The following is a 13,337-nucleotide window of genomic DNA, read 5'->3' as shown; positions in this document are numbered from 1 at the left end:
GCCCCTTAATTATTCATTAAGTAAGCTGCAAAATCTTTCATTGCATCAGCTACCATAGATTTAACTTCTTCTTTTGAAACTCCCTCTACTTCTGCCTTTGCTCCAGTATTTTTCTCAACTACTATAGATACTCCGTCAAATAGGTTAGTCATTCTTCCTAAGAATAAGCTTCCTTTTCCTATTACCATAAATTTATTCATTTCATTGTTAAGCATGTGCTCTCTAGCATGACCAATTATAGGTACTCCAGATGGTATATGTCCTTGTGTTGGAGCATATCCTGGATATCCACGATCAAGCACAAAGTTTCCAATTTCTTTTCTATCTAATTGACCCTTTTTAACAGCTAAAGCTCCTATCATTTTATAGTTTTGTGTAGGAACATCTCCAGCTCCTGCTGTTTCTGTTAAATCTGGTGTTTGCATTTCTGGTGCAAATTTATCTATATCTGTTATTTTTAGACCTGCTCTTTCAAGAGGTTCTGAAACAAGTGCTTCAAGAACTGCTTGTGGTGAAGATCCGTGTCCTATTGTATGTCTTCCAACTATATCAGTTCTTAGAACTGGGTTTATTCCATCATTTTCACCTATTAATAATGCAAATCCACCAATACAGTCTTCTAAAATATTAAGTCCTTTTTTTATGTGGTCTTTTCCATTCATTCCAAGTTTGGCTGAAGATCCGCCACCTACTACTGCTACTGTTTTATATATTCCTGCTTTAACTAAAGCTGATGCTGTTATTAAAGCATGGCTAGGGCCTGCGCAAAAACCTCTAAGGTCAATTCCAGTAGCTCCTGTAAATCCAGCTACTTCTCCTAGACCCTTAGCAATGTTTCCACCACCTCTTTGATTCATGTCTCCAATAGCTTCTTCTGAACATTCAATTATATATTCAACTTCAGTATTTTTTATATCTGAATCCTTCATAAGATGCATCAATGCTAAAACTCCTGAAGCTTTCACTACTAAGTTTTCTATAATTATATGAGCAGTTAAATTTTTATCGAACTCATGAGCTCTTTTTACACAACCGACAAGAGTTTCTCCTTCATATAATCCTTCTGCTATTCCATTATCTACAAGTTTATTTATATCTTCTATATCTGAACCTTCTTTTAATTCACTAGCTTTACTATTTAATACAGGACTATTTACAAACTTTTCTCTTACCTTTTCAGTAAAGCCTTTTTCTAATAGCACAAGATCAAAGGAATCTGAAAGTTTTATCATTCCATAAAACTCATCTTGTGGCATTATTTCACCAAATTTACCATACCTTCTAGCATTCTCTATTGTCTCATTATACCATGGTCTTGGACGTTCTTTTAATTCTTCTGGTGTCATATTTCCTATATAAGTTTGGTTTGGAGCGTACCCCACTACCTCTTCGTAACTTCTTAAATTATCTTTAATTTTTGTTAGGTATTCAGAATCTGGATGTGTTTCTCTTTCTAGTGATTGAGTTGTACCATTATGTATTACCATATCTGGTGCATTAACTAAGATATATGATGCTTTTTTTATTACCGGAAAATCCATATAGAAAACCCTCCTTATTATTTTAAATTATCAAAATGTTAAAATGTTAAAATTAACAATTAAGAATTAGGAAACATTATTATAATCCTAAATTCTTAACTCTTAATTATTAATTTTATAGGGGCAAGTCATATGACTTGCTCCTATAATTTTAAGTATTTTAAACTTCAAATACCTTTTGACCTTCTACTGGTGTTTCAAGAGCTTCTAAAGCTTTTTCCACCAATTTATATCTAAGCTCATACTCATCTTTAGGAGTTAATGCTGGGTTTCCTAATGGATGTGGTATAGCTATAGTAGGAACTATTCTGTTAGCTCCAACTGTTAGAGATATTGGAACTACCGTACACATATGAACTACTGGTAATCCAGCTCTTTCAATTTCTTTAACTAACGTTGCACCGCAACGTGTACAAGTTCCTCAAGTAGAAGTTAATATAACTGCATCTACTCCGTCAGCGATTAATTTCTTAGCTATTTCTTCTCCAAATTTCTTTGAAGATGCAACTGCTGTTCCATTACCAACTGTAGAATAGAAGAATTTATGAAGTGATCCGATTTTTCCTTCCTTTTCCATGTTTCTTAAAACATCTACAGGAATTACTCTATCTGAGTCATCATTAGCATAAGTTGGATCATATCCACCATGAGCTGTCTCATAAGTGTCTTTTGTTAAATCCATTACTCCTTCTATATTATACTCACCGTATTTAGAAGCACTAGATGATTCTATATGATCTGGGTTTCCTTTTGGAACTATTCCCCCAGATGTTACTATAGCAATTTTAGCTTTAGTTATATCAGCTACTGGTGGTAATGCTTCTACTCTATCGAATACTGGCATTTTAAATTCACTTTCAAATTCTTCACCTTTAAGCTTTTTAACTAATAGATCAACTGCTCTTTCAGAACCTCTTTTTTCATTGAAATAGTTCTTTCTTATGCCTCTTTCAATGTAGCCGTCTTCTGATGGTAATAATATTTCTTCACCTTTTGCAAGTTTTAAAGCCATTTTAGCTACTGCTGGAAGAGCTTGCCTCATACCAACTGCACTATTTCTTGTTTCAACAATATATACTTGCTTTTTGTACATGTCTGCTCCAGGATTTTCTGGATACATTGCTGTAAGAACTGGTATATTTAATTTTTCTTCAACAGCCTTTGCTACAGCACCACAAGCAACACCGTATCTTCCTGCATTAAATGCTGGTCCTGCTATAAATAGATCTGGCTTGAATTCTTTCACCATCTCTATTATTTTTGCTTCAGCCTCTTCCATATTTTCATTAAAATATGAGTCTCCACAGATTATAGTTCCAACTATGGTAGCCTCACCCTTAAGTAAGCCATTAAGACCCATACCAGGTCCTATGAATCCTTCTCTAGATTCTGGTGTTATATCGGCTTTTTCTTCTCCACCTATTCCAGCGTAAAATTGATTAATATAATGTACTACACGTATCAAAATTATTTCCCCCCTTCATGGAGTTTATTATTAGTATTTTATTTTTTTAATCTTATTTATTGAATTTAGAAAATTCTTCTCTTACACCCTTAACTTCTGAAATTATAGTGTCTACATCTAAAACCATTTCCATCATTCCGCATTGCTCATCATAAATTTCTGCATTGCATTCATCTTTGATTTCAGGTTCTACCATGTGGTAAACTCCAAGTCCTAGCTCAACTCCTGCTAAAGGGCCTGCAAATGTTGGGTCTCCAGCAGCAACTGTTTCTGCTGAAAGTCCTGAAGCTTCTGCTTCAGCTCCACCTATTATAACTACTAAATTTTCTGCACCATGCTTTTCAGAAAGGTCTTTTACTCTTTGTTGGATCTCCAGATCCATAGCTCCTGCAGCTGTTCAAACAAAGCATTCTGTGGAAACGAAAACTACTTCTGCTCCTGCGGATTTTACACAAGCTTCTATAGCAGGGCCTGGTATACCGTCTCTATCTCCTATTGCAATAACTTTTTTTCCTTCTAACATATTATTCCATCCTTTCAAAACAAATAATTTTAATTTTAGTAACCCTTAGCAGTTAAGTAATTAAACCCAACTTCTGAAGTAGCTCCTGTAATAACTTGAATTTCTGCATTTATAGATCCATCTTCTCTTAAACTTCCTAGATATCCTCCAGCAATTACGTTTGCAACTTCTGGATGACCTATTACTCTCTTCATTGGAGGCAATGTTATAACTTCATTAGCGTTTCCGCCTGTAACTATAGCATCTCCCTTTGGAGTTGAGTCTGCAAGTGATTGTGAACTTCCATCTTGACCTGCATATTCATCAGTAACAAGTACTGTTTTTATGCCTTTTTCTGTTATCTTGTTACAGTTCATAACTAAGTCAGCATCTGGATTACCAAATCCTTCTTCTGATATTATAACCGCTTCTGCTCCTAAGAATTCAACTAATTTTGAAGTCATATTAGATGATCTTTCTTTATCTGCAAGATATACGTTTTCATTAGTTATAACACAACCTAAGAAGTTATAGTCTTTACCATGTCTTGAATATAAATCTTCAATTATAGGTTGGTTTAAATGAACATAAGTTGGGTTCTTATCGCAAGCTGAAACACAGTTTCCACTTACTATAGCTCCATCAAATACTTCTGTTGGGTATATAAATGTAGGTATTATCTTCTTAGCATCTACCCCATAAACATAGGTATCGTGAAGTAATCCTTGAGTTTGAAGCATGTAAACATATATAACCTTTGGTAGGTCTGGATATTGTTTAACTTGCTCTAACAATGGTAATGTTTCAAAAGTTTTTACTTCATCAGGCTCTACATTTTTTCCTGCTTTACCTAAGTATGTAGCTGCCTTAAATCCTACCATTCTTACTGCTTGCTCATGATCATGTTGAAGTACGCCTTCTTTTGGTTCAACTATTATAACTAGGTTATTAGTTTTTGAGAATGGAGTATATTTAGCTCCCTCTCCTGCCATGTCAATAATTCCTTCTTGGAACCCTACAATTTTACCTGTAGTAACTACAGCAGCGCCTTTTAATACATGTGTTCTTCCTGATCCTACAGTATCAACCTTACTCATGAAGCCTGGGAATATTCCACCCTTACCTTCAACTTTTACTCTAGGCTCAATTACGTCTTTTACAGGGATAATTCTTACTTCTTCACCTGGTCTTGCGATATCAAAGTCTATGCTTTGAATTCTCTCATCTCCAGACACTTCTTGTAACAATTCTTGTTTATTTACATAGAGTACACCATTTTGAACTTTAGTCTCTGGTCCAAATTGAACATCCTTTATGAATATATTTCCAATTTCTAGACGCAAAGCGTTCACCTCCTAAATATTCTTATATTATCCAAGCTGCTATGAAATATGCACAGTAACTCAGTTTGGAACTTAATAAATATTACTTTTATTTCAGATGAAGCCTAAACTCCATCTGAAATTTAAGAATTGTTATTTAATGTCTTTAGCCATGAATTTAATCCTAAATAATTAAATTTTAGACTTATAGACAATAAATAAATTATAGATTATCGTATACTGATTTTATGAAATTTTCTACATCATCAATGGTGCTTATCTTATCTGGAGTTATAGTTTCTAATTTTTCACCATTTTTGTATATTATCATTGTTGGAAGTCCTAAAACTTTTTGTGATATAGCAAGTCTTCTAGAACCACCAATGTTTAAGCTAGCAAATTTTATTTTGTCGCCATATTTTTCTTCTAGCGCATGTACTGATGGCATAAGTTCTAAACATATTTCACATTTGTCTCCCCAAAAGTCAACAAATACAGGCTTTTCTGTATAGTTAGTTACCTCAGCTTCAAAGTTTTCTTTGTTTAATTCTAACATTGTAAATCCCTCCACTTTCTTTATTTTGGATATATTTAAATTTTAATTAATCCGCAAAATTAGCTTCAACATATTTTTCTGCTGTAGTTGCTGCAATAGCTCCATCAGCAGTAGCTGTTACTACTTGTCTTAAAGTCTTTTCTCTTATGTCTCCAGCTGCAAATACGCCTTCAATATCACATCTCATATCTTCATCTGTTATTATATCGCCTCTACCATTTAGCTTGATTTTTCCTTTAAACAATTCTGATATTGGAAGATATCCTACAAATACAAAGCATCCATCTACAGTAAGGTCAGTTACTTCATTTGTTTTTACATTTCTAAGAACTAGTCCTTCAAGAATTTCATCGCCCTTAGCTTCTTCAACTACTGTATCTAATATGAATTTGATTTTTGGATTCTTTTGTGCTTTTTCTAAGGAAGTTTTAGCTGCTCTAAAACCTTCTCTTCTATGAATTATAGTTACACTATCTGCAAACTTAGTTAGGTATATAGCTTCATCTATAGCAGAATCTCCACCACCTATAACAGCTACATCTAATTCTGTAAAGAAATCAGCATCACAAGTTGCACAATAAGAAACTCCCTTACCTCTAAGTTCAGTTTCATTTTTAAATCCTGAAAGTCTTGGGTAAGCTCCTGTAGCTATTATTATAGTTTTAGCTTCATAAGTTCCTTTTTTACAAATTATCTTTTTTATCTTTCCTTCTAATTCAACTTCTAAAACCTCATCCTTTAAAAATTCAGTTCCAAATTCTTCTGCTTGCTTTCTCATTCTTTCTACTAATTGTGGTCCTGTAGAATCTGGAGCTGATCCAGGATAGTTTTCTAATTCATCTGTAGTAGCTGTTTGACCACCAAACTTACCTCTTTCTATTAAAAGAGTTTTCATCTTTGATCTTGAAGCATATAATCCTGCAGATAAACCTGCTGGGCCACCACCTATTATTATAGTATCATAAATTTGAGCCATTAAAATTCCTCCTTACATAATTTAAGTTAATATTTCTAACTATTTATACAATTTGTTTTAATATAAATTTTATCCTAATTGGATTTAATCTATAGCATGATGTACTAAATCATAGTCTATTAATTGAAAGTCCTGTAAAATTTCTTCTGTCCAGTTTGGTGTATCAAAGTCATTAAGAAATCTTTTTGTAGTATTTATAGAATTTTCAATAATATTTAGGGAGTCCATATCTAACTGCTTTTCCTTGTCTTTTGATATTAATACTGTTCTAAATGGCGTTTCATTAGGTTTTACACTACTCATAAGGGGATGGGTTAATAATCTATGTCCAAGATGTATATAATCCCTAACCTTATACAATAAGTCTAAAGGTGCAATGCTTAAAAATTCTACGTTGTAATCATCTTCTAGTTTCTTTTTACTTAAAGTATTATTTGTAATTACAATAAACTTTTCAATAATCATATTAATTCCTTCCTAGGTTATGAATTTTAAAATTCTTTTTATATTTCCTTAGATTTTTTCCACCCTTTATTTTGAATTGTGTGGACTATCATTTTATAAAAAAAGACAAAGAAAAAAGGCTTACTCCCTTTTCCCCTGTCTTTTTACCTGAGAGAATTACTCCTTCGGTGCTATCGCTTTCCAGAGATGTGTCAGCATTCGGTCCTTTTGCCTGAGAGATTCATAATATATGGGCTATATTACTTACTCCTTCGGCTACCCTTTTTATAAGGTTATCTTCCGAAAACTTCATTCACTTATATATTAATTTTCATTTAGCTTGTTATTTTTTTCACCCTTATTGTAACCCATAAAAGATAAAAATTCTACTGTTATTTCAAATATCTTCTATAGCTTTTTTTTATAGCACCTATTATGAAACCGTATAGATTGATAATTTTCTATTTATTTCGACAAAGTTCTATTTTAAATAACATAGCTATACTTAAGATACGATTCTAATTAATCTACTATATTTAAGTCTTTCTTATTTCATAACAGGGAAATCCATCTGCCTTAAGGCTTCATAGGCTACTATAGATACTGTGTTTGAAAGATTTAAGGATCTCGTTGTAGTATTAATCATAGGAATCCTTATACATTTATTTGGGTCACTATCTCTTATGTAATCTGGAAGTCCCATAGATTCTCTACCAAATACTATGAAGTCCCCTTCTTTAAATTCTACTTCATGATAAAAGTTTTTTCCTTTCGTTGTAGAAAAATAAAATCTACCATGGCTGTATTTTTCTCTAAGTGCCTCATAACTTTCATGAATTTCAATATCTAAGAGAGGCCAATAATCAAGTCCTGCTCTTTTAAGGTGTTTTTCATCTAAACTAAAACCTAAAGGTTTTATAAGATGTAACTTAGAGTTTGTTAATACACAAGTTCTAGCTATATTGCCTGTGTTTTGAGGTATTTCTGGTTGATATAGTACTATATTTAAATTCAATTTTATTGCCTCCGCTATTTTAGGATTTTAAATAATAAAAAGCTTTTCATTATTTATATAAAACACTGTTTCTATGTTATTTTGTTCATTTAGAACACTATATATATTATAGTATAGTTCTATTACATTTATAGTGAATTTAGTATGAACTTTTCTATAATTTTTGCAACTCCATCATTATCATTAGTATCAGTTACATAATCTGCCTGCTCTTTTATATTACTAGGTGCATTTCCCATAGCAACGCCAAGTCCTGCAAATTTTATCATAGATAAATCATTTTCATTATCTCCAATGCAAATTATTTCTTCAGGTTTAATATTATAGTATGCTGCTAAAATCTCTACTCCTCTTCCTTTAGATACTCCTTTTGTCATTATTTCAAAGTTATTTTCATAAGAACTTACAACTTCTATTCCTTTAACCTTTAGCATATCCATTTTAGCTCTTTTAACCTTTTCTACGTCCTCATCTATTCCTATACATTTTACTATAGACTCTTCATTTTTCTCAAAGACCTCATCCCAATTATCTTTTATTATATTAATTTCTATTTTATTATCCTCTGGTAAATCTTTATTCATATCATCATATATCTTTGCAGAAAAAACTAGTTTATCTGAAAATAATGCACTTGGTGTATGAAAGTGGCCATGAATCTTATGTCTTTTTAATATTTCAAGTAAAATCTTACAATTTTCTTTACCTAAAACATTTTTATATATAACATCTTCCTTGCTTCTATCTCTTATAAATGCTCCATTAGCTGAAATTATAGGTGTCTTTATATCTATCATTGATGCATAATAATTTGCTGAATTAAACATTCTTCCTGTACTTAAAACTACATGTACCCCCATTTCATCAGCTCTTTTTATAGCTTCTTTTGTTTTATCACTAATTTCTTTATTAGTATTTAATAAAGTACCATCCATATCAGTACATATCATTTTATATTTCATATTAAATTCTCCTTCTAGTTATCCACCTTTATTTCTAAGGTTAGATATTCCTACTCACACACCATTATATCAAATTTTAAAAAAATTAAAACCACCTCTTAATCTAAGAAGTAGTTTTAACTCTAAAAAATATAATATATTTATATATATAATAAGATATTCCTTGTATTTCTTTTAAGTACTTTTCTAAATTAAAATAAAATTCTTCCCCTTTAAACTCCTTTGATTTGTATCCTCCATAATAGTCTTTGTATAAGCATTCTATTAACTCTAGACACGTATTTCTAAGCTTAACATTGCTAATTTTATTTATATAATCCTTTTCCGTTTCATTGCTTTCTCTTTTTATACCTATAGTTTTAAGTCTTCTTTCTAAATAAAAATAAGAATATTTATAATCACCCTTTAATATTTTGTTTTTTCTTCTATTTTGAGTAACCAGGTTAATAAACATGTATATAAATATTACAATTATTACTTTAATGAAAACATAATTACCTTTATAGCTATAATCCAAATTAGTATTTATATCATTTTCTTCGTCATTAGCATCTTTAATAATTTCATCTTTATTAGGGTCTTGCATTAAATCCTGGTCAGGAGACTTATTTATATTAACTTCAGGCATGTTTTCATTTAAAGAACTTTCATATTCTCTAGCAGTAGGCGATGAATCCTCTATAGTCCATATCATATTTTTAGAATCTACTAGTACCTCTGTCCAAGCATGGGCATCTTTATTTGTAACTAAATAAAAGTCTTCGTAACTTTTCTCCTTTGGCATATTAAACCCTTCCACATACCTTGATGGAACCCCTGCTATCCTGTTCATAACAGTTGCTGCCGTTGCAAAATAGACGCAATATCCCTTCTTTTCTTCAAATAAAAAATAATCTACAAAGTCTTTATCTAAGGGAACATCTTTAACATCTAAAGAATAGTTATAATTTGATTCTAAGTATTCTCTTATCCTTTTTGACTTTTCTAATGGATTATCGGTTCCCTTTACTATATCTTCTACTAAAGTTTTAGTTCTTTCAGTTATGGAATCTGGTAACTGAGTATAGTTATATAAATCTTCCCTAGCATAATCTGTACCTATATTAATTAATATAGGTTTCATTCTATACTCATCGATAAAATCTAATTTATACCCTTCTTTTATTATATTAAAAGATTTATAAATATCCGCACGTTCATTTTTATAAATTTTATTACCTTCTGGATAATTTATATCCATAATGTATATAGGAGTAAATACTGTATTAGTTTTAATGTTAGTAGTTTCTATATACATTTCACTTTTTTTCGTTTCACCAAAATAACTTATATATCTACTATCTGTGTCACTGGTTTTAAATATATCTTGTAACTCTTCATATTGTGCAAGCCAAGAGTTTCCTGTATAAATACTTTTTACACTGCCCTTTAAATGATAGCTTTGATCCGTTTTTACCCTAAAAGCTTCTTTATTATCTAATTGTATTTTTCCACCTAGTTTAAGATTACTATCATTATACCCTGAAACCTTTAATCCATAACCTTTTTCATTTAAACTACCTTCTATATTTTCGTTAGTTATGGCACTATTTATCTTGGTTTTTAATATATTTCCATACCTACCTTCAATATCTACTGGATACAATTTAATTAACACTGCTATTAAAAGCCCATAAAATAAGGTTTGGGTAATTACGGAAGTGCTTTTTATATTTTCTCTTATGTTATGTACTCTCATTTTTTTCATATTAATTCTATTAGATGATACGGAAAAATTAATAACTACAATTAAAGAGTAATAAAATAAACTTTCTTCCACTGAAGTCTCATAACCTAAATACCATAAAAACAGCATGGTAAAGGTGGTTAAAATCAATAAGATATGGGTAATTCCCTTATAATACAATAAAAATATTACTAAACAAATTATAGGAAGCACCACAGTTATTATTCTTTTATAATCATTAAAATTCGTATCACTTCCACTTGATATAACTTTATTTAATAAATCTAAATCTTCTATAATAGACTTATTAAACATAACAATATTTTCTTTATTAAAGTAAATGAATATTAAACTTGCTATGATTATTAAAATCCAAGCTACTGCCTTATATCTTTTATATACTAAAACCTCTTTATATACATAAAATAAAATAAAAGTTATTAATATCAGTATAGTTATATATGTGTAATTAAAGTTTATAATCTTATAACTATTTGTTAATAACTTAAAAAAGAAAATTATATTTACATAAAATATAAAGGCTACCCATCTTATATCTTTTAACTCCATAATATCACCACCTAACTTAGGTCTTTATGTTAATTTGTGCTTTAAAAAGAAGTACCATGAGGATCTTTACTCATTAGATTAATATCTACGAAGCTTATTCCGTTAATGGATAAATTTTCGAAATCTTCTTTAGTATGCTCCTTGTCCAAATAAAAGACTGTTATGTTCTTCTTATCTTTATTAATTTTTGATAAGGATCTAATTAAACTTCCTGTCACCTTGCCTGTTATCATTATAATAGGATTATTCCTTAATTCATTGGATTTCGATGCTATAAATTTATTATATTCTCTAACTCCATCGCTTTTATTCTCAACAAAAAACTCCATAAGATTAGAAAAATCTTCTTTACTTTTTACAGATATAACTTCTTCATTTTTAGCATTTATATAAAGTTTAACTCTTATATTTTGATTTAAACTATACATTATCCATGAAATACATATATCTATAAGGGTTTCTTCTTTTAAACTCATGCTATCTTCTTCATATATAGATTCATTCATATCTAGTAAAACTATTACCTCTTTACAAGATAATGCATCATAGTTTTTTACAACAAGCTTATTTGCCTTGGCGCTTACCTTCCAGTTTACTCGCTTTAAATTATCCCCTTCTCTATATTCTCTCATTTCCCTTATTGAATATATATCCTCTAAAAGTCCCATCTTTAAAAATGCATTTTCATAAAACTTATTTTTAGAGCACATTAACTTTTCTAAGTCATAAATTTTAGGATAAACTTTTATTGTATCTTTACTTTTAATTTGTTTTTTAATATTTATTATATTAAATATATCTGAAATGAATATGGTAAAGCTTTTCAAATCATAATTTCCTCGAACTTTAAATTTTATATAATAGCTATATTCTGATACTCCAAAGTGCGGAATGGACATAGCTTCACCTTCATATTTATCTTCCTTTAAAGAAAATAATTTACCTTTAATTATTAAATAAGGTATCTTAAATATCCCCTTATTAGAAACTATTAGTTTAATGTTTGTATTATCTTTAACGTAAAATGTATCTTCATTTAACTCTACATTTACCTTTATAGAAAAATAGTAGGATATAGAAGTTATTATAGCTATTATAAATATAGATAAAAATATATATAGTATAGTGTAAGATAGTATGCCACCTTGAATGTACGCATATATCGATGTCATAAGTAGCAAGAAAATAAACTTAAGATTTATTTTGTTTACCCTATGATCTATTTTCATCACATAGTTACCTTTGGGACTTCTATATTTTTCACTATATCCGAAATCATATTTTCTTTATTATAACCATTAGACGTAGCTTTAGATGATAATATTATTCTATGAGATAATACTAAGCTTACATTTTCTCTTATATCCTCTGGTATTACATAATCTCTCCCTTTTATTAGGGCTGACGCTTGACCTATCCTTTGAAGCGACATTATAGCTCTTGTGCTTACTCCTAATGATAAATACTTAGAAGTCCTTGTTGCCTCTGATATATCTACCATATAATCTAAAATTTTATCATTAACCTTAACTTTTCTAACTTGCTTTTGAAGATATAACAATTCTTCTTTATTTATAGCTCCATCCATGTATTGAAAGGACTCTTTTTCTTTATATAATTTTAATATTTCTTTTTCGCTTTCTTTTGATGGATATCCAAGTCTCACCATAATCATAAATCTATCTAATTGAGCTTCTGGAAGTGAAAATGTTCCTTCATATTCTATAGGATTTTGCGTTGCTAGTACAAAAAAAGGTGTTTCTACCTCATATGTATTATTTCCTTCTGACACTTGATATTCTTCCATAACTTCTAAAAGGGCAGATTGAGTTTTAGGAGAGGTTCTATTTATTTCATCTGCTAGGACTATATTTGAAAATATGGGTCCCTTCTTAAATTCAAATTCCATACTCTTTTGATCATAAATCGAAATACCTATTATGTCTGAAGGGGATAGGTCTGGTGTAAATTGAATACGACTATAACTTAAGGATAAGGATTTAGCTAAAGCTTTAACTAGAGTCGTTTTACCAACGCCTGGTACATCTTCTATTAATACATGTCCTCCACCTATAACAGCCTTTAAAACATTTGTTATTTCATCTTCTTTTCCAATTATTACTTTTTGTATATTATTTAAGATTTTATTTATTAAATCTACTTCTCTCATAATTAACGCAAAAACTGCTACCTCCTTACTAATAATTCTAATTTTCCTTATATAAGTATATCATAAGGTTGTAATTAAACTCAATTCT

The 13,337-nt window shown here is 30.1% G+C and carries 12 protein-coding genes and 1 riboswitch; all 12 genes read right to left on the bottom strand.

Annotated elements, in window-relative coordinates; all coding sequences use genetic code 11:
* Positions 1-5: 5 nt before the first annotated feature.
* The 12 genes from grdC to BV55_RS0109060 all read right to left on the bottom strand — a co-directional run bounded on the left by grdC (position 6) and on the right by BV55_RS0109060 (position 13,249).
* Positions 6-1,541 carry a glycine/sarcosine/betaine reductase complex component C subunit beta gene (gene grdC, locus BV55_RS0109125; RefSeq protein ID WP_029452528.1) on the bottom strand — a complete coding sequence of 512 codons (1,536 nt, stop codon included), beginning with the start codon at positions 1,539-1,541 and terminating at the stop codon, positions 6-8.
* A 160-nt stretch (positions 1,542-1,701) separates the two neighbouring features.
* Entirely contained in the window at positions 1,702-3,006 is a 1,305-nt protein-coding gene (gene grdB, locus BV55_RS0109115) for a glycine reductase complex selenoprotein B (protein WP_084170530.1), read from the bottom strand.
* Between the two features lie 52 nt (positions 3,007-3,058).
* Entirely contained in the window at positions 3,059-3,529 is a 471-nt protein-coding gene (gene grdA, locus BV55_RS0109110) for a glycine/sarcosine/betaine reductase complex selenoprotein A (protein WP_084170529.1), read from the bottom strand.
* 35 nt (positions 3,530-3,564) lie between these two features.
* The gene (locus tag BV55_RS0109100) at positions 3,565-4,851 is read right to left on the bottom strand and encodes a glycine/sarcosine/betaine reductase component B subunit (RefSeq protein ID WP_029452523.1); all 1,287 of its coding nucleotides are present in this window, start codon (positions 4,849-4,851) and stop codon (positions 3,565-3,567) included.
* A 202-nt stretch (positions 4,852-5,053) separates the two neighbouring features.
* Positions 5,054-5,386 carry a thioredoxin TrxA gene (gene trxA, locus BV55_RS0109095; RefSeq protein WP_029452522.1) on the bottom strand — a complete coding sequence of 111 codons (333 nt, stop codon included), beginning with the start codon at positions 5,384-5,386 and terminating at the stop codon, positions 5,054-5,056.
* Positions 5,387-5,432: 46 nt separating this feature from the next.
* On the bottom strand, positions 5,433-6,362 hold the full coding sequence (trxB, locus tag BV55_RS0109090) for a thioredoxin-disulfide reductase (RefSeq protein WP_029452521.1): 930 nt from the start codon (positions 6,360-6,362) through the stop codon (positions 5,433-5,435).
* 84 nt (positions 6,363-6,446) lie between these two features.
* Complete coding sequence (locus BV55_RS0109085; RefSeq protein WP_029452520.1) at positions 6,447-6,827, bottom strand: GrdX family protein; 381 nt, start codon at positions 6,825-6,827, stop codon at positions 6,447-6,449.
* A gap of 189 nt (positions 6,828-7,016) precedes the next feature.
* A riboswitch (glycine riboswitch) is annotated at positions 7,017-7,119 on the bottom strand.
* Between the two features lie 234 nt (positions 7,120-7,353).
* Positions 7,354-7,821 carry a tRNA (cytidine(34)-2'-O)-methyltransferase gene (locus BV55_RS0109080; RefSeq protein WP_029452519.1) on the bottom strand — a complete coding sequence of 156 codons (468 nt, stop codon included), beginning with the start codon at positions 7,819-7,821 and terminating at the stop codon, positions 7,354-7,356.
* Positions 7,822-7,949: 128 nt separating this feature from the next.
* Entirely contained in the window at positions 7,950-8,783 is an 834-nt protein-coding gene (locus BV55_RS0109075) for a Cof-type HAD-IIB family hydrolase (RefSeq protein ID WP_029452518.1), read from the bottom strand.
* Positions 8,784-8,886: 103 nt separating this feature from the next.
* Positions 8,887-11,079 carry a transglutaminase-like domain-containing protein gene (locus BV55_RS0109070; protein WP_029452517.1) on the bottom strand — a complete coding sequence of 731 codons (2,193 nt, stop codon included), beginning with the start codon at positions 11,077-11,079 and terminating at the stop codon, positions 8,887-8,889.
* 41 nt (positions 11,080-11,120) lie between these two features.
* A complete protein-coding gene (locus BV55_RS0109065; protein ID WP_198023207.1) occupies positions 11,121-12,251 on the bottom strand; it encodes a DUF58 domain-containing protein in 1,131 nt (376 codons plus the stop codon).
* 56 nt (positions 12,252-12,307) lie between these two features.
* Positions 12,308-13,249 (bottom strand): AAA family ATPase, encoded by a 942-nt coding sequence (locus BV55_RS0109060; RefSeq protein WP_029452515.1) that lies wholly within the window; start codon positions 13,247-13,249, stop codon positions 12,308-12,310.
* Between the last annotated feature and the right edge of the window lie 88 nt (positions 13,250-13,337).

The sequence above is a fragment of the Clostridium algidicarnis genome (genome assembly GCF_000703125.1).
GTDB lineage: Bacteria > Bacillota > Clostridia > Clostridiales > Clostridiaceae > Clostridium_L > Clostridium_L algidicarnis.
The sequence above is the reverse complement of the archived record's forward strand: the minus strand, read 5'-3'. Positions and strand labels throughout refer to the sequence as shown.

Coding starts and splice junctions, on each gene's coding strand:
- grdC (WP_029452528.1), bottom strand. CDS start 1,541: ATGGATTTTCCGGTAATAAAAAAAGCATCATATATCTTAGTTAATGCA.
- trxA (WP_029452522.1), bottom strand. CDS start 5,386: ATGTTAGAATTAAACAAAGAAAACTTTGAAGCTGAGGTAACTAACTAT.
- BV55_RS0109085 (WP_029452520.1), bottom strand. CDS start 6,827: ATGATTATTGAAAAGTTTATTGTAATTACAAATAATACTTTAAGTAAA.
- BV55_RS0109075 (WP_029452518.1), bottom strand. CDS start 8,783: ATGAAATATAAAATGATATGTACTGATATGGATGGTACTTTATTAAAT.
- BV55_RS0109070 (WP_029452517.1), bottom strand. CDS start 11,079: ATGGAGTTAAAAGATATAAGATGGGTAGCCTTTATATTTTATGTAAAT.
- BV55_RS0109065 (WP_198023207.1), bottom strand. CDS start 12,251: ATGACATCGATATATGCGTACATTCAAGGTGGCATACTATCTTACACT.
- BV55_RS0109060 (WP_029452515.1), bottom strand. CDS start 13,249: ATGAGAGAAGTAGATTTAATAAATAAAATCTTAAATAATATACAAAAA.
- trxB (WP_029452521.1), bottom strand. CDS start 6,362: ATGGCTCAAATTTATGATACTATAATAATAGGTGGTGGCCCAGCAGGT.